We start from the raw sequence: 16,447 nt of genomic DNA on the forward strand, positions 1-16,447 counted from the left end.
AAAAGTGGTGCCTCCCAAATTGGGAGGCACCACTTTTATTTACGGAAGATCAAATTTTATGGAGCAACCGGTAAGCCTTCAAAAACATTGCCGATCACAGGGCCGAGCAATGACAAACCTGCGATCACAATGCAACAAATAAATACGAAGACGACCAAGCCTGGGATGAAGACAGAGCCGATAGCCGGGCCCCAGCCAAATCGATTTACACCTTTAACCGCCATCACCTCCAGCACAATTACGTAAAGGGTTAATCCAAGCGAAAGCAGGCCGGTGCAGGCTCCTACAAAAGGTATCGCCGTGAACAGGCTTAGCACCGCAGAAACCAGCGTGAACGGCACAGTGATTGCGGCCAGTGCATATGCGAGTTTATCGAAAGAACCCAGACCGCCAAACAGTTTCGCGATCCATTGGACGATGGCTGTCCCAATTGCAAAAAAGATAATACTCAAAACCGGTGCGATGCATAAAAACATGACAAGGGTTATACCAATTGTGCCTACTTCACCGCCACCGCTGGGTGCATATTGCTCCAAACCAGGAATTGGCAATTGAGGCGTTGTCCCTGTTGCCGCGTAAATGAGCTGCAAAACCGCTTGAGCAAGTCCTGAAACCAGCCCTGCAATAAAGACCCAGATGAAGGCCGTTTTGGCGGTGGCATCAGGATGTTCTGTAATTTCCACAAAGGTCTGTTCGCTGGGCTTGGTGACAGCCTTGATCCAGACCGGCATCCAGCCAGCGGGACCGGGCTTGGATTCCATGATCGGCATATTGGACGGCATTTGTTCCATTTCTCATTCTCCTTTTGTTAAATGATTTATTCAATTGTACTTGCTCAAAATAAAAAGTCCAGTGGCAATTATTGATTCACTTTACGCAGTGTCATGCTGAGCGCAGCGACACTTGCACCGCGCGCCAGTGCGGTGAGCATCTCATATTCCTGTGGTAGAGACCCTTCGCTACGCTCAGGGAATCACGATTTGACACGTACGGTAAGTTATTGATTCACAGCTTTATCCGTGATCTCCAATGCATCATCCAAAACATCAAAGCCTTCCTTCAATTGCTCCTCATTAATGATCAATGGCGGAATGATCAACACAGTATGCCAGTGTGTGTATAAAAATAATCCGTGATCCACACAATATTTTCGCAGCGCAGCCATCTCAGGTGATGACCCGTTCCACGGCGCCATGGGTTCCTTGGTTTTTCTATTTTTGACCAATTCGATGATGCCGAACAAACCGATATTGCGGACTTCGCCAACGGACGGATGTATTTCGCCGAGATCGGTCAACATGCGCCTCAAGACTCCGCCCATACCTGCCGCGTGCTCGACGATTTTATCCTCCCTCATCACCTGTATGTTCGCCACAGCCGCCGCCAATGAAATGGGATGCGAGGTATATGTCAGCCCGCTTTCAAAGGCATGTTCATCGAAAGCCGCAGCAATCATCGGCTTCATCGCAACGGCTCCCAAAGGCGCATACGCAGACGTGAGCCCTTTCGCCATTGTGATCATGTCTGGAATAACGTCCCAGTGCTCCACTGCGAACATTTTGCCTGTACGGCCAAAACCGCTCATGACTTCATCACAGATCATCAGGATGCCATATTTATCACACAAGGCACGCACGCCCTGCATATATCCTTGCGGCGGGATGATGATGCCATTTGTGCCCGTAACCGACTCCATCAGAATCGCCGCAATGGATTCAGGGCCTTCGTAGAGAATGATCTCTTCCAAATGATTGAGATAATCACGCGTGAATTCCTCTTCTGAAATATTCGGGTTCGCACGATGAAAGGTGGAACGATAGCGATACGGGTCGAGGAAGTGAACAATCCCTGTCATCAAATTCGGCTCCCATGCCACGCGGCGTGGGTCACCAGTGGCGGCCATCGCCCCAGCGGATGCGCCATGATAGGAACGATAGCGGGACAAAATCTTATGGCGTTTTGTATAACCACGTGCAAGTTTGATGGCATTCTCATTCGCATCCGCCCCACCGAGGGTGAAGAGAACCTTGCTCAACGCACCTTTGGGTGTAACTTCAGCCACAGCCTTGCTCGCAATCGCGCGGATTTTCGTGGCCATGCCTGGCGCGGCATAGGGCAATTCCGCAGCTTGGTCCTGTATAGCTTTGATCACGCGCTCATTGCCGTGACCAATATTGACACACATCGTCATTGAGTTGAAATCGAGGTAGCGCTTATCGTCCACATCCCAAAAGTACACACCTTTGGCTCGTTTCACTGCAATCGGGTTTACTTTGGCTTGCGCAGACCACGTCCAAAAGACATGTTCCTTGGAGAGCGGGAGAATTTCATCATCGGGAAGGTCAAACATGGAACCTCATTTTTGATTTACGATTTTCGATTGATGGTCGAGTAACCCCAAGTGTTTTCCGAGGGGTGTATCGAGGCCACGATTTGTAAATTATAATCCCGCGTTCTATGAATACCTTTCCGTTCAAACGCATCGTTGTAATCGGCACGACATCTTCGGGCAAGTCCACTTTGGCAGAGCGGCTTGCCAATAAACTCGATCTGGATTTCGTTGAGTTGGATGCATTGCATTGGGAACCAAACTGGAAGGAAGCAGAGCTTGAAGTGTTCCGAAAGCGCGTCGAAACAGCGACCAGCTTACAGCACGGTCAGAGCGGCCATTCATCAGGTTGGGTGGTGGCGGGAAATTATCATGTCGTGCGTGATTTGATCTGGCCCAAGGCACAAGCAGTCATTTGGCTGGATTATCCATTTCATATCGTGTTCTGGCGGATGCTCATCCGCACAATCCGCCGCGCAGTGACTCAGGAAGAATTGTGGAATGGCAACCGCGAGACATTTTTGGTGCATCTAAAATTTTGGTCAGAGGATTCTTTATTCAACTGGCTATTCAAAACCTATTGGCGGCGTAAACGCGTCACCCCGCTTTTACTTTCCCAGCCTGAACATGCACATTTGAAATTAATTCATTTCAAACATCCGCGCGCAACGGAAGAATGGATGAACCACGTAGGTCACGCTTGCAAAGTCCCAGATGGGAAAGCGTGATATCACTTCTTTATCCACGCAACAATTTGCATCAACCCCAGCAAAGTTACACCCAGCAGGAAAATTTCCCATTCCAAAGTTATCTGCCCCCATAACAACATTAATATGGATGCAAATAACAAACCGCCGAATGCGAAAAAGCTGACCCGCGCAATATGACGCCGCTCCACACCCCTGACGTCATCACGCGCAGTCATAAGGTACAGTTTTTCTCGAAGCTCCGTCATATCCCATGCAAACAACGCAAAGATCGCACTGCTGAACATCCAGCCAATTTGAAAATTTAGCAGCAAACCGATGATGGCAAGCAATAGGCAAAAGAATAATCCCAGCGATGAAAACCATTTCCAACCGCGCCAGTAGGATGCCAACCACAAAATTCCAAAAGCGATGATCCACGGTACAAGGCCATTGAGTCCCGTGCCTGCATATCCCCACGCAAGCGAACCCACGCCGATGACAATACTAAATATAAGCGCAATGATACTCAAGAGATTCTCCGCAAAATATCTGAACGCATTTTATCATCTGAAAAGAACCTGCATGATATACTACCGAAACTATCCAAATTATGCCTTCGCGAATCGACATCATCCTTAACATCCGCCCCGATGAACGCCGCAACGTATATCTCATGCTGGCACAATATTTTTTCATGGGCGCCGCCATGCTCTTCGCGCAAACCATCTCCATGCCTTTGTTTTTGGAATATTGGGATGCCTCCGCCATCCCTTTTACATACATCGGCATCGCAATTGTTGTCTCATCCATCACGGCTGTATTTCTAAAAATATCCGAACGCGTCACGCTTGCAAAGTGGCTCTGGCTGACCGTCTTATTTATTTCAGTCATCACACTTGTTCTACGTGCGGGTCTCGCAGTTGCCCCATCTAAATGGCTGGCTCTGTTCCTCCCCATCTGGACTCAAACTCTCATCAACCTGGCCGTACTCGCCTTCTGGACCCTCGCCGCTGACATCTTCGATGTGCGTCAGGGCAAACGCCTTTTTGGTTTGCTCAATGCAGGTTCGTGGCTTTCGTATGTTGTCGCAGGCCCATTCACGGGGACTCTCGCAAAACTGCTCGGCACAGAAAATATTTATTTTGTAGTTGCCATTTGTTTATTCATTGCCTTGCTCATTCAGGGTGTTATCTTGCGTGGTGTAAAAAAACCGAAGGCGCAATTTATAGACTCTGCCCCACAAGCACAACCTCCCACCAGCGCATTATTCCGCAACCGTTACATTCTGCTGGTCTTCGCAATTGCCGCGATCTGGCGCGTGGCGTATTTTGTGATGGATGCCATCTTCTACAACATGACCTCCATTCAATATCCCAACACCGCCGAGAGCGCAGGCTTCATCGGCGGATTTTTTAGCATGGTCGGTTTGCTCGGCTTTATCACAGATACTTTTCTGACAGGCCGCATCATCAGCAAATATGGATTATGGGCTGGATTGCTGACCACGCCAATTGCCTTGATCCTCTCAATGAGCGGATTCGCATCCATAGGCATCTTCGCCTCTTCCTGGACCTTGGGCCTGTTCTGGTTTGCAATAGCAGGGAAATTTAACAACGAGGGACTCGGCTTCACCCTCGATCAGTCTGCTTCATCCATTTTGTATCAACCCATTTCAGACGCGATGCGCCCGAAAGCCCGCGCCATTGGCGAGGGGATCATCCAACCTGCGGCGATTGGCATCGCAGGTTTATTACTCACCTTACTTTCTAATATTTTAAAATTTGATGCGATCCAACTTTCATTTGTTTACATCCTGCTCGCAGTTGGCTGGCTCTTGTTGAGCGTTGTACTTGCAAACGCTTACCCCAAACAACTTGTGGAAGCCATCAACAAACGCCGCCTCAAACGTGAAGACTTGATCAACGTGGAAGAGATCAACACGCAGATATTGATCAAAAGTCTAAAAAGCCAGCACGAAGGGACAGTCATCTACTCGCTGGATTTACTGGAAGAACTCAATCACCCCAAGCTAAAAAGTGAATTGATTCCTTTATTGGGTCATGCCTCGTCCAAAGTCCGTGTTTCCGTGTTGGAACGGATCGAAAGACTCAAACCTGCTGAAGCCCGCCAGGATCTTCCTGGGCACATCAAGAAAGAAGACTTGCCCCAAAACCGAACAGCAGCCGTGCAGGCATTTTCTGCGTTGACAGCAGAAGATGTCAACTTGATTCTCCCGTATTTGAATTCAAGCAATTCGGCAGATACCTTTGGCGCGCTAGTGGGATTATTAAAATATGGCGGCGAAAACGGCATTTCCATTTCACGTGAAAAGTTGGAGAAACTGGCAAGCCATAAGTCTCCGCAAAATCGGGTATTGGCGGCACAGGCGCTGAGGAAGTTTGGGTCATCGGGTTATGATGATGTGCTTGAAAAACTATTGGATGATGAAGAAACATCCGTTCGGCGTGAGGCTTTGCTGGCAGTTGGGAAAATCCAGAGTAAAAATCTTTGGCCAAAGGTAGTGGATGCGCTCACCCATCAACACACACGCGATGCCGCCGCAAAAGCACTGGAAGCAGGCGGCGAATCCGCTTTGCCGCTTATCGAAAGCGGATTGGCAAACAAGGACTTTCCAAAAGCTGCGCGAATCAAATTGACACGCATTTGCGGGAACATTCGCGGAGAGGCTGTGGCGAATCTGCTGCTGGCTCATATCGCCGTCCCTGAGAATGACTTACGCGAAGCGGTGCTCTCGGCATTGAGCGAATGCGGCTTTAGCGCTGGCAATGTCAATGGTGAGATTCAGGCTCAGGTTAAGAATGAAGCGGCGGATGTACGGGTGTTGTACTCTGCTTTGCGGGAGATAGAATCAGAAGATGGGATGAGTCTTGCGGCGCAGGCCATCCGCATTGAACTCAAACATGCGCGCGAAAGATTATTTTATTTACTATCGTTCATCCATGATCGCAAAGCCATCCTGAATGCGCGACGAATTATCAATCAACGCAATGAAGCGAAACTGTCTTATGCTATTGAGACGCTGGATACGATTTTGCCGCGCGACATCAAATTAATTATGGTGCCGCTTGCAGAAGAACTTCACGGAAAAGAAGTTTGCAAGAAAATTGGCATTAATGAAACGATTTCACTACATGAACTTGTGGAGTGCTCGCAAGGTTGGCTGAAAATTTGCGCGCACGCGATGATGAAAGGAAAGGCTGAGATGCATTCAACTGTTGAAAAAGTTTTGATCTTAAGATCGGTGAATTTGTTCAAGACAACACCCGATGATGCGCTGGCAGAATTGAGCGAGATCATTAGTGAGATGGAAGTGCCTGCGGGGACGAACATTGTGGAAAAGGGCGAACAAGGCAGCAGTATGTTCATTATCGTGAATGGTAAGGTGGCGGTGATGGATGGTGAGCGGGTGTTGAATACGCTCGGCGAGCGCGCTGTCTTTGGCGAGCTGGCACTGCTGGATACCGAGCCGCGCAGTGCGACCATCCGCGCGACGGAAGATACGTTGTTGTTTCGACTCGACCAGGAACCGTTCTATGAATTGATGTCTGATCGGGTTGAAGTGGCGATGGGCACCATCCAAATGTTGACGGGGAATCTGCGGGCGCGGGTACGGGAGGTGATGGAGTTGCACGCGGAAAAGGGATGAAGAATGAAGGCTGAATCTGATTGCAATGGTGTTTTGCACCAAAAAGCAATTGAGGGAATGAAGCTGTTTAACGAAGGGAAATTCTTCGAGGCGCATGAAGAGTTGGAGGCGGCCTGGAAGGATGAGATTGGCGAAGTGCGCGAGTTGTATCGGGGGATTTTGCAAATCGCAGTGACGTATCTGCACATCACACGCGGGAATTATGATGGTGCGGTCAAGGTTTATGGGCGAAGCATGAGATGGCTGAAGAATTGGCCTGAAGTTTGCAGGGGAATTCAAGTGAGGAAATTAAGAGACAATGCCGAACGGGTGATGAAAGAAGTGGAAAAGTTGGGGAAAGAAAATATTCATGAATTTGATAAATCCCTTTTCAAGCAGATTATATGGAATGCCGCCGAGGATGGCGGCGAGAGCAGAAAAACTTGGATCTGTGATCGCTGTGGCAGCGAGATGCACGAGAAGAATTGCAAAGTTAGCTGCCCCAATTGCGGGAATCGTTTTGATTGTTCTGATCTGAATATTTATTTTGATTGAGAATACGCGCCCTCACCCTAACCCTCTCCCGAAAGGAGAGGGGACTCCCTTCCCCTTCGGGGGAAGGGTTGGGGATGAGGGATTATTCGTGACTGCGTAAGCGATAGACCAGTGCGCTAATTCCCCAGATACCCAAAAGAGCAAGCAAAGCCGCTGCGCCAAATGTCAATGTGACGTGGATGCGGGTTGCGGCAACATAACCCGCCACACTCAAGCCGATCACAAGACCAAGGCGTGCCAAATGGGCGCGTTCCATTTTATGTGCATCCTGCGGGCTATCCGTCATTTGCAGGCGCTGGAAAAATTTGGTCAAGTCCCAGGCAAGCAGGGAAAATATCACACCTGCCAGGGCCAGCCAGGGGGAAACGCCCACCCAAAGGCAGGCTAGTGAAATGATCGTGAAAATTGCAAACACAAGCCCGGAGAAGCGGTGCAAACCACGCATAAAAAGGACGATCCAGGCCACGCCTAGTAGTGCAACAGTTATGGCGGAGGAAATGTAATCCTTTGCGAGCAGTCCAGCCGCCAGGGCAGCAGTAGAGGCAAAAATCGACCCGTAAATCAGAAAACGTGTCATTTGCCCACTCCACGCTGGATGGCGTGTAAAAATGCGGCTGGACGGCTCAGAGAGGCGCGTACAGCCTGTTCAAACGGAAGCGCCACATCCCAACTGACAATTGGTACGCCGGCACGACGCAGTTCGCGCAATAAAACCTCGCGCTGAAGCCTTGCAATGCGGGCGGCAAGTTTCACCGAGGGACGGTCTCCAAGCCCACGTGCCTCAAAGGAAACTGGGTCCGGGCTGATGACCATCAGTTGGTAGCCGCGTGCGCGCAATTGCATCAACAGGGACGCGTCACCCGCACCCAGAGGACTGATGAGAATGATCTGCGAGTTGGGCGGAAATAGTTTGCGCGGAATCACTAACGAATTGAAATTCTGGCTTTCCCCCGTCTCTGCCAGGGAAAGGTCCTGCATGATTCTTTCGCGTTGACGTTTTCCATAGCCGGGCGAGGTCCATTTATTGCGTTTGCCAAAAATGAAGAGGCCAACCCGATTCCCTTCTGAAAGCAGGGAAGATGATATAGCCACCGCAGCCAGCACAGAATCTTCAAAGATGGAACGTCCGCTGCTGAATTCATTGAGGCGCCGCCTGCCATCCAGCACGATGCCGACATCCGCAACGCGCTCCTGTTCATATTCATTGGAATAAAGTACATCGCCTTGTTTCGCCGAAGCACGCCAGTTGATGTGATGCGGCGAATCCCCCACCTGATATTCACGCAGGCCGAAGAACTCGATTCCTGTGCCGCCTTGATGTGCGGGAATGACTCCCGAATACACACGCGTCTGGCGAGGCTGAATGGCAATATGTCGGACGCGAGCCACTGCGGGTAGTACGAGCAACTGTCCGCGGGTGGGAAGAACCGCGCGTTTGACCATCAATCCCAAACTATCTTCAGCAATCGCTTTGATTTCTCCAAAGAAATGACTGCCGCGTCTGCCGCGCAAAACATAAGACCATGAAATGCTTGCGTGTGCAGGCAGGTTTACTAATCTGCTTGACGAACCTTCAACAACTTTGAGGAAAGCGGGCAGCGGATCGTAAAGCAAAACCTGCTCCAATGCCCCGCCATGATTTGTGATTTTCAATTCAACGGTGACTTGATCGCCAGGCGCGATTCTTTCCGCGCTGATAGTGCGTTCGGCGGAAAGATTTAGTTCTTCTGGCCCGCGCCATAACCCCGCCAATAAATACAAAACCAAAGGCAGGGCCAGCGCCACCATTGCCCCATTCAACGTGCCGACGCCAGCAAGAATGACGAGGTAGATTAAGGCTGCCAACAGAGCGATACGACTCATTTAATTCCTCAAACCTCTTGTATAGGTAATTGTAGGGCAGGTTTGTAACCTGCCAAATTATATTTTTCAAAAAGCGTCAGGCTGCAAGCCTGACCTACAAGCGACTTTTGCAAGAGGCCTCTTAGAGAGCGTTTTGATATTCGTTTTTAACCACAGATGAACGCAGATAAACTGGATTTAAAAGCGATTCCACCACGTGTTTTATCAAAAATCGGTGTTCATCCGTGTTTATCTGTGGTGAATTCTGATTTATTAAACACTCTCTAAAAGGTTTATGCGCCGATAGCTTAAGGGCATTAGCGAAGATTAGCGGATTCATTACGCTCCCGCAACCACTGGCACAGCAACTTTTCTCAAGACATCGCTAATCACCACAGAGGTGATATCCCGCGCCACCCAGTACTCCGGCAAAAGAATGATTCGATGAGAAAGGATGGGGCCAGCAAAACGCTTAATATCATCGGGCAAAATAAAATCACGTCCATTCAAGGCGGCATGAGCGCGCGCCATTTTCAAGAAAGCCAGTGAAGCACGCGGGCTTGCTCCCACCGCCACGCGGCGGTCATTGCGGGTTTCATGCACAAGGCGGGCGATATATTCCTCAAGATCAGGATCAACATGCACAGACTCAACGGTTGCGCACATCTTGATCAACTTTGCGGCAGTGGTTACCGATTTCAACTCCACTTCATCCTGGCGGCGTGTATGGCGGCGATTCAAAATTTCCTTTTCTTCCGCCACATCGGGATAACCAATTGAAAGTTTGAGCATGAAGCGATCCAATTGCGCTTCAGGCAAAGGGAACGTGCCTTCGTATTCAATTGGGTTTTGAGTTGCCATCACCAGGAAAGGATCGGGCAAAGGCATGGTCTCGCCTTCAAGAGTTACCTGTCCCTCTTGCATGGCTTCGAGCAATGCCGATTGTGTTTTGGGCGACGCACGGTTGATCTCATCCGCAAGTACGATGTTTGAAAAGATCGGGCCCTGCCGCAATTGAAAACGGTTGTGAGTGCGATCTAATACATAGCTGCCAGTAATATCACCGGGCAAAAGGTCAGGTGTAAATTGAATGCGTTTGAAATCGAGTCCCAACACGGCGGCGAATGAACGAGCGATCAAAGTTTTGCCAAGCCCGGGGTAATCTTCCAACAGCACGTGTCCGCCCGCCAGCACCGCAGACATGATCATCTCCAACACACTGCGTTTGCCAACCACCGCCCGCTCCACTTCATTCATTACCTTTTGCGAAGCCGCCGCAACATCGTTGATCTTACTGTTCATGTTTGATCTCCATTTGCTCCTCAAGATAATCCACCACTTGTTCCAATTCAATGTCGAGCGGGTTGGATGTACTTCTCAACAAAATTCCATCAGGCGCATAATCCGCGTAGGATGTACTCACCCCCGCATCCAGAAAAGCCTGTACTTTCTTTGATGGCAGCGGAATTCGGCCCGAAGCAGTTTGTTGAATTGTCTGCTGGACTTTGCCCAAGAGGTTGGCGATCTGCCATTTGAAATAGATTCCGCGGTGTCTTTCCTCGATGTATCCCGCCATCGCTTCCACCGCGCCGATAATTGGTGAGCTGTCCTGCGGGCTTGATTCTTCGCTGAAGCGTTTTCCATAAAAACTTCCTACTGCAATGTAGAGGATCAAGATCAATAAAAATAACCATAATACCTGTTGAGGGATCACCTGTCCGAGAATGTTCACAGACCAAACCAGATATGCGCCGAATCGAACTACTACGCCAGCCACTGCATGGCGCAAGGGAAATAAAATAATTGCGATCAAAATCAATAAGGCGATGGAAAGAAGCGGCTTCCAGGCCTTTAGGGTCTCGCTTCGCATGCCGTCAGAATGCTGGTCAGACAATGCTTGGCCTCCTTGATCTCCTCCGCGCTGACATTCTGCCCCCCATAGCGGACTTTCTCGAACACCTGCGTCAATCCATTGATGGCTTCGCTGGGTAAGCCTGCTCTTTCAAGTTTCTCCGCAAACTCAGTCGGAGTCATTGCCTCGTCACGGGTAATACCTCGGTGTTCATTCACTGCCGCATTCATACGCACATAACTACGGATGATGACATTTCTGGATTCTTTGTTTTTGGAAAGGTCGTTCAATGCGGAGCGGGCAATTTCAGCGATCTCTTCCAGCCCTGTTTTTGGCTGAAACCAGCGATCTACAAAGCGATTGAAGAGAACAATGGCAACCGCGCTAATTCCAACAGCGATCAACGATATGATCCAAAACTCCCACTGTGATGAAACTTGCGGTTGAGTGAAAGCTTGCGGTTCTCCGTTCGAGCCTGGCACAGGTGTAAGAGATTGTTCGTCCCCAAATAATGACAAGTTGTTTCGAGCCATACGTCCCAGGACGAGCATTACAATAAAAGCGAATCCTAAAAGGCGGGCAAGTTGTGAGATCAAGCTCTTGGTGGTCTGCGGGCGGATAGGCCCGAGCATGACCAGAAACAACACAATGAACATGCCAACTACAAAATATCGAAACCATGAATATTGAGTTGTATCTTGTGAATCTCCAGTATTTGAAAGCCTGAAAAAATTCTCAACCACCTCCATGCGCGGCTGATCGAATTTCATTCCGCTCAAACCCGAGGCAAGGACGACCAACCCGATCAGCGCGGCAAACGCCAACAGGAGTATCCATGTTTTACCGTTAAAGAGGGATTTCATAAGGTTACCTGAGTTATTTTACCAAGAACTTGTTTAGCGACAGACCGCCTGTAGTAGGGTTTTTCTAAAAGTGCGCTCTGGTATACTGCCAATCAAAAATCAGGAAAAGAATCCCATGTCTACTTTTACAAACAAAATTGCTCTTGTTACAGGTTCAGGGCGCGGAATTGGTAAAGCCATTGCCCTGCACTTCGCCCAACATGGCGCAGATGTGATCGTCAATTTCTTTCGCAACCGTACACCCGCCGAAGAGACAGCCCGTGAAGTGGAAAAATTTGGCCGCCGCGCATTACTTGTCAAAGCAGACGTGGGCGACATCGATGACATCAACCGTCTCTTCGATGAAGTCGAAAAGGAATTCGGCGGGCTGGATATTCTTGTCCACAATGCAGCTTCGGGCTACAATCGCCCCGCTATGCAGCAGAAACCAAAAGGCTGGGACTGGACGATGAATATCAACGCCCGCGCTTTATTATTTGCTGCACAACGAGCAACAACTCTTATGGAAAAACGCGGTGGAGGGAAAATTGTCAGTATTTCGAGCGCGGGGTCTGTGCGTGTGCTGCCTGACTATGTTGTGGTCGGCGCAAGCAAAGCGGCTTTAGAATCGCTGACCCGCTATCTGGGTGTCGAGTTGATCTCAAAGGGAATCAATGTCAACGCTGTGTCACCAGGCATTGTTGAGACAGATGCGTTGAATTACTTCACGTCCATGGGCAATCAGGATCAAATCCTGCAAAAATTTATCGAGCAAGTCCCCGCAGGTCGTCTTATCACCCCGGAAGAAGTTGCAGGAGTCGTCGAGTTTCTATGTTCCCCATCTGCATCCATGATCGTAGGTCAAACCATCGTAGTGGATGGCGGGTACACATTGCCAATACCACAATGATCATTCGGGCTCAGGGAACGGGCATTGGAGAGCAGGCTGAGGCGAACGCAAATAGACATACTCTGGCTCCGATAAGATAAAGACGGCTATGGCGTCCAAGTGTAACTCGTTCTTGCAACCTATCACTACCACATCTGCCGCGTGGAAATTAAACTTAGGTTTGTCACCCGCGATAATCACACTCTGTTGACCAGTATCAAACGGCCCTATTGTTAAAAATACAAGGCGCGGATAATCAAGCCGCACATAGGGATAATGCCGATCCATCTCCCCCTGCCCCGCACGATAAAAGCGTGGATAAAGCAGCCTGCCAACAAGCATATCCGCCTGTGGGTTAGCTAGAAACGTTGAAAGATCATTCTTGCTAAAACTGGTTTGCTCGAGCATCCCCTTTTGTTCCAACATATCAAGCGTTTCATCCACTGAAGAAGCCTGATACCGCCTTTCAAAAGGCAATTCGGCAATCGGAACTAATGAACCGATCATAAATATTATTACAAAAGCGAAAATAACTCTGGGATAGCTGAAAGGAATTTCCGCCTTAGCTTCAGACGGTAAATTCTGAAAAGTCAAAATAACCCCTGCCTTACGCATTGCCCAGGCTGCAACCTGCAAAAGACCAGCCATGTAATAAACACAAATGATCCAATCCACCGGGGTAATATATCGTCCACCGGATGTAAGCACCAAAGCGTTAGACAATATATAAACCAGAAAAACTGCCGCAGGTAGAAGGCCAATAAATCTGTTACGCTCCCATGCAGCCCCCACTCCCAAGGAAACCATGGCCAGGTTTATCGCAATAAAAACACCCTGGGTTATGCCAACACCTCCCCCTGTCCAACCTGCTCTCCAAAAAGGCACGCCCTCTTTTATGATGTTCCACAAATCATCAAGCGTGAAAGATGTTGGCAGAAAAAGCACGGATGTGATTAAATTGTGAAAAAAGTGATTGACAATATTACAAACGCGAGTATTACACTCACCGATCTCCAATGGATACGCGGCATGTGATCTTAATATTTCTCCAGAAGCAATTCGAGCACGCGAATCTCGAAGGCTGGAACCCATGGAGGGCGTGGGTGGAAGATATGTGTCCCCGTAACGCGCTCGAAGGATTAGTTGGATGCGTGCATAATACATATAGAACATGGGCAGGCCCATCGAGCGGTTTCGGATCTCCCAGGGCGTTGTGGCAGCAAGCATTCCAAATATAAACGCCAGGGAGCCAATTACCCGATAATTCCAGCGAGGCCGTACCCCAAATAACAACACGTAAACTATTATGAACGGCACGAGCAAAAGTACGTGAATTCTGAGCATTAACGTCAGGCCAATGATACCGCCTGACCAGACTGCAAAGTTGACCCCGGCTGGTTCTTTCAACCACTTAAAAACAAACAGTATAAGCAATGCAATGCCAATTGCAGTAGGGAAATCTGTCAATATCATTTTTGGGCTGGCAAGATCAATCCAGGTGGCAGATGCAAGCGAATTCACTCCGCGCAGTAAAATCAATATCGCCGCTGAGACGCCTAATGCGCGGCTATGTAATTCCCTGACCAGCAGATACACGATTACCGGAAAAACCGCATAAATAATGGCCTGGGCAGTCAGGATTTGTTCCATGTCTTGGCCGAATAAAGTATGCAGGTATGTTAAAAAAGCACTATAAAGTGCGCGATCAAAAAACTGATTATTAAAAAGTCCCTGTCCGATCAAAGCAAATTGACTCCCCGTATCAAACGTTGCGCTGTCTGAATATGGATAAAGAACATTTTTAGCCGTGTCCGGCATAAAGAAATTTGGAAGTAACGGTTCGCGCGCCCAGAGCCAGGCCGTTATCAGAAAAATCACAATACAGATAAGCCACTCAGATGCTTTTGTATCGTTCCGTTTGGCTGTGGTGTCCATCCACATGACGAACATGCCCACCAACAGCGAGAACAAGATTTGCAATCCCATCACCGGCACGCCAGTGCCATACCAATAATCTCCGGGGTGGCGAACGCCAATACCGGTGAGAACAACCAGCGCTCCCGTAAGAAGAGATAGCCCAAAAACGATGAGGGCTATCCTAACTGCAGTCCTGTTCATTAGGATGATCGTCTTAATTGATTCCTTTCCACGCTCGAACAGGATTAAAAGCATCGTGGCCGCGCTGACAACTGCAAGCCACACAATGACAGCTTTCAACTGGATGGCATATCCCGCCATATTCCCTGAAAACCGATACAAGGGCCAAAATAATACTATCCAACATATTAAAAAAAAGATGAGGGCAATCCCTAGTATTGTCGCATTGATGGCCTGGTTATTAAACGCAACATCCCACAAATGGCGCGGCCATTCGGGTTTCTGAGCCAGCTTCGTGGTCAACATGGTGAAAATCAGAAATAATAAGAGAAGGCCAACTCCAAGCAGGACTCTTTCCAACGAGTAACCCAAAAAGAAAGCATTGCTTGACTCTGACCGTGAACTCAGCACTGACAAAAGAGTGAATAATGCCCCACACGCTAAAAATCCAGCATAAAAAACCAGTACAAAGTGGGGCTGGTGCCATTGGCGGAGGTATTCAATCATTTTGCGCACGGGTATTTGTTTCCTATTGGTCATCCAGGGTAGGCCTTCGCTCCAACCACAACAAAACTATTATCCCGCAGAAGATTGTTAATAAAAAGAAAATCATGGCAATAAATGGGGGTAGGTAAAGGGTTAGAAAAGCAAGGAAGCTGATGGTCAGCGCCGCTACGTGAGTGATTAACACGGAAAATCGCGGAGAAAAACCCAGTGCAATCAGACGATGGTAGGTATGATCACGCCTGCCACTCCCCACAGCCTGTTTTCTCCTGATACGAGATAAAACCACAAGCGTTGTATCGAAAATCGGAACGCCCAGTAACATGATCGGCACAATCCAGGAGGATTCGGGATCACGATTTAGGGGATTATACATGATGCTAAATGAAGCAAGTAAAAAGCCCAGCGTTTGCGCCCCTGAATCACCAAGAAAGAATTTGGAGGCCGTTTTATTCCAAAAATACAGCCCTGTGCAAATACCTAGCAGGACCGCAGACCAAACTGTAAGCGCAGTCTGATCCGATAATTTCGTCGCACCAAGAAAAAAGGCGAAGGCAATCACACCAAGCCCGGCCACAATTCCATCCATACTGTCTATCATATTCAGGGCATTTGTGATTCCAATTACCCAAAACAGCGTAATGATAATATTTAGTAACTGGGCAACTGCTGGAGATATATGCCAAACATCGGAGAGAATAGTAATAAATTGGACCTGAACCTCAAATGAGATCAAAATGGCTACTGCAATAAGTTGACCCATCAATTTAGGCCAGGCTGATAATCCTTTATAGTCATCCCATACGCCAAAGAGAAATATCACCGCGGCCCCAGTGAATACTACGAGAATTTCGCGGCCGAGCCACGGTCGAAGGATAAATGCAACAACAGCGAGCGTCACCGCCAGCAAAAGGCCGCCTGCCAGTGGAGTAGGGTTCATATGTGTTTTGTGGGAAGCGGAACCAGGGATATCCATTAAATTAAATCGCTTTGCCAATAATGCAGCGGGGTATCCCAAGATCATACTTATCAGAGCACTTATTACGAGAGAAAAAAATGGATTATCCATGGGGGGCCGTATCACGAAATTCCTATTCACAGGATTTTATAGCGCCGCTGCCTATTTCTTCCACTATCGCAAGGAGACAGCGGGCAAATAGCACGCATATTTGTATAACCAGCAGGGCATCAACTAAGGAATG

Annotated in this window: 14 protein-coding genes; 4 read left to right on the forward strand and 10 right to left on the reverse strand. The window is 48.7% G+C overall.

The features are described from left to right. Positions 1-56: 56 nt before the first annotated feature. On the reverse strand, positions 57-791 hold the full coding sequence (locus tag AC14M5_RS11410) for a YIP1 family protein (protein WP_484029795.1): 735 nt from the start codon (positions 789-791) through the stop codon (positions 57-59). Positions 792-997: 206 nt separating this feature from the next. Continuing rightward, positions 998-2,350 carry an aminotransferase class III-fold pyridoxal phosphate-dependent enzyme gene (locus AC14M5_RS11415; RefSeq protein ID WP_484029796.1) on the reverse strand — a complete coding sequence of 451 codons (1,353 nt, stop codon included), beginning with the start codon at positions 2,348-2,350 and terminating at the stop codon, positions 998-1,000. 107 nt (positions 2,351-2,457) lie between these two features. Between AC14M5_RS11415 and AC14M5_RS11420 the strand changes: the two genes are divergently transcribed. Further along, positions 2,458-3,057 (forward strand): P-loop NTPase family protein, encoded by a 600-nt coding sequence (locus AC14M5_RS11420; protein ID WP_484029797.1) that lies wholly within the window; start codon positions 2,458-2,460, stop codon positions 3,055-3,057. A gap of 2 nt (positions 3,058-3,059) precedes the next feature. Here AC14M5_RS11420 and AC14M5_RS11425 read toward each other — a convergent pair whose 3' ends face one another. Then, positions 3,060-3,548: a hypothetical protein gene (locus tag AC14M5_RS11425; RefSeq protein WP_484029798.1), complete on the reverse strand. Its 489-nt coding sequence runs from the start codon at positions 3,546-3,548 to the stop codon at positions 3,060-3,062. A gap of 80 nt (positions 3,549-3,628) precedes the next feature. On the opposite strand from AC14M5_RS11425, the gene AC14M5_RS11430 reads away from it, so the two are divergent. Continuing rightward, positions 3,629-6,685, forward strand: a complete 3,057-nt coding sequence (locus AC14M5_RS11430; RefSeq protein ID WP_484029799.1) for an MFS transporter — start codon at positions 3,629-3,631, stop codon at positions 6,683-6,685. 3 nt (positions 6,686-6,688) lie between these two features. Then, positions 6,689-7,219, forward strand: a complete 531-nt coding sequence (locus tag AC14M5_RS11435) for a DUF309 domain-containing protein (protein WP_484029800.1) — start codon at positions 6,689-6,691, stop codon at positions 7,217-7,219. An 82-nt stretch (positions 7,220-7,301) separates the two neighbouring features. On the opposite strand, the gene AC14M5_RS11440 is transcribed toward AC14M5_RS11435, so the two are convergent. The 5 genes from AC14M5_RS11440 to AC14M5_RS11460 form a co-directional block, all read right to left on the reverse strand. Further along, a complete protein-coding gene (locus tag AC14M5_RS11440) occupies positions 7,302-7,796 on the reverse strand; it encodes a hypothetical protein (protein ID WP_484029801.1) in 495 nt (164 codons plus the stop codon). Beyond that, on the reverse strand, positions 7,793-9,082 hold the full coding sequence (locus AC14M5_RS11445; protein ID WP_484029802.1) for a DUF58 domain-containing protein: 1,290 nt from the start codon (positions 9,080-9,082) through the stop codon (positions 7,793-7,795). The genes AC14M5_RS11440 and AC14M5_RS11445 overlap by 4 nt, the downstream gene beginning before the upstream one ends. A gap of 318 nt (positions 9,083-9,400) precedes the next feature. Next, positions 9,401-10,363 (reverse strand): AAA family ATPase, encoded by a 963-nt coding sequence (locus AC14M5_RS11450; protein WP_484029803.1) that lies wholly within the window; start codon positions 10,361-10,363, stop codon positions 9,401-9,403. Beyond that, positions 10,353-10,955 (reverse strand): hypothetical protein, encoded by a 603-nt coding sequence (locus tag AC14M5_RS11455; protein WP_484029804.1) that lies wholly within the window; start codon positions 10,953-10,955, stop codon positions 10,353-10,355. The genes AC14M5_RS11450 and AC14M5_RS11455 overlap by 11 nt, the downstream gene beginning before the upstream one ends. Next, positions 10,913-11,776 carry a DUF4129 domain-containing protein gene (locus tag AC14M5_RS11460; protein WP_484029805.1) on the reverse strand — a complete coding sequence of 288 codons (864 nt, stop codon included), beginning with the start codon at positions 11,774-11,776 and terminating at the stop codon, positions 10,913-10,915. Before AC14M5_RS11460 ends, AC14M5_RS11455 begins: the two co-directional genes overlap by 43 nt. 115 nt (positions 11,777-11,891) lie before the next feature. Here AC14M5_RS11460 and fabL point away from each other — a divergent pair, with 115 nt between their 5' ends. Continuing rightward, positions 11,892-12,665, forward strand: a complete 774-nt coding sequence (gene fabL, locus AC14M5_RS11465; protein WP_484029806.1) for an enoyl-[acyl-carrier-protein] reductase FabL — start codon at positions 11,892-11,894, stop codon at positions 12,663-12,665. Here fabL and AC14M5_RS11470 read toward each other — a convergent pair whose 3' ends face one another. Beyond that, a complete protein-coding gene (locus tag AC14M5_RS11470; RefSeq protein WP_484029807.1) occupies positions 12,666-15,047 on the reverse strand; it encodes a glycosyltransferase family 39 protein in 2,382 nt (793 codons plus the stop codon). 223 nt (positions 15,048-15,270) lie between these two features. After that, the gene (locus AC14M5_RS11475; protein WP_484029808.1) at positions 15,271-16,269 is read right to left on the reverse strand and encodes an MraY family glycosyltransferase; all 999 of its coding nucleotides are present in this window, start codon (positions 16,267-16,269) and stop codon (positions 15,271-15,273) included. Positions 16,270-16,447 lie beyond the last annotated feature (178 nt).

The sequence above is a fragment of the Candidatus Villigracilis sp. genome, assembly GCF_057083605.1.

What these genes read in the sequence shown, in the direction of transcription:
- AC14M5_RS11475 (WP_484029808.1), bottom strand. Translation starts at nt 16,269, where the DNA reads ATGATCTTGGGATACCCCGCTGCATTATTGGCAAAGCGATTTAATTTA.
- AC14M5_RS11435 (WP_484029800.1), top strand. Translation starts at nt 6,689, where the DNA reads ATGAAGGCTGAATCTGATTGCAATGGTGTTTTGCACCAAAAAGCAATT.
- AC14M5_RS11420 (WP_484029797.1), top strand. Translation starts at nt 2,458, where the DNA reads ATGAATACCTTTCCGTTCAAACGCATCGTTGTAATCGGCACGACATCT.
- AC14M5_RS11430 (WP_484029799.1), top strand. Translation starts at nt 3,629, where the DNA reads ATGCCTTCGCGAATCGACATCATCCTTAACATCCGCCCCGATGAACGC.
- AC14M5_RS11460 (WP_484029805.1), bottom strand. Translation starts at nt 11,776, where the DNA reads ATGAAATCCCTCTTTAACGGTAAAACATGGATACTCCTGTTGGCGTTT.
- AC14M5_RS11415 (WP_484029796.1), bottom strand. Translation starts at nt 2,350, where the DNA reads ATGTTTGACCTTCCCGATGATGAAATTCTCCCGCTCTCCAAGGAACAT.
- AC14M5_RS11440 (WP_484029801.1), bottom strand. Translation starts at nt 7,796, where the DNA reads ATGACACGTTTTCTGATTTACGGGTCGATTTTTGCCTCTACTGCTGCC.
- AC14M5_RS11445 (WP_484029802.1), bottom strand. Translation starts at nt 9,082, where the DNA reads ATGAGTCGTATCGCTCTGTTGGCAGCCTTAATCTACCTCGTCATTCTT.
- AC14M5_RS11470 (WP_484029807.1), bottom strand. Translation starts at nt 15,047, where the DNA reads ATGTTGACCACGAAGCTGGCTCAGAAACCCGAATGGCCGCGCCATTTG.
- AC14M5_RS11450 (WP_484029803.1), bottom strand. Translation starts at nt 10,363, where the DNA reads ATGAACAGTAAGATCAACGATGTTGCGGCGGCTTCGCAAAAGGTAATG.
- fabL (WP_484029806.1), top strand. Translation starts at nt 11,892, where the DNA reads ATGTCTACTTTTACAAACAAAATTGCTCTTGTTACAGGTTCAGGGCGC.
- AC14M5_RS11410 (WP_484029795.1), bottom strand. Translation starts at nt 791, where the DNA reads ATGGAACAAATGCCGTCCAATATGCCGATCATGGAATCCAAGCCCGGT.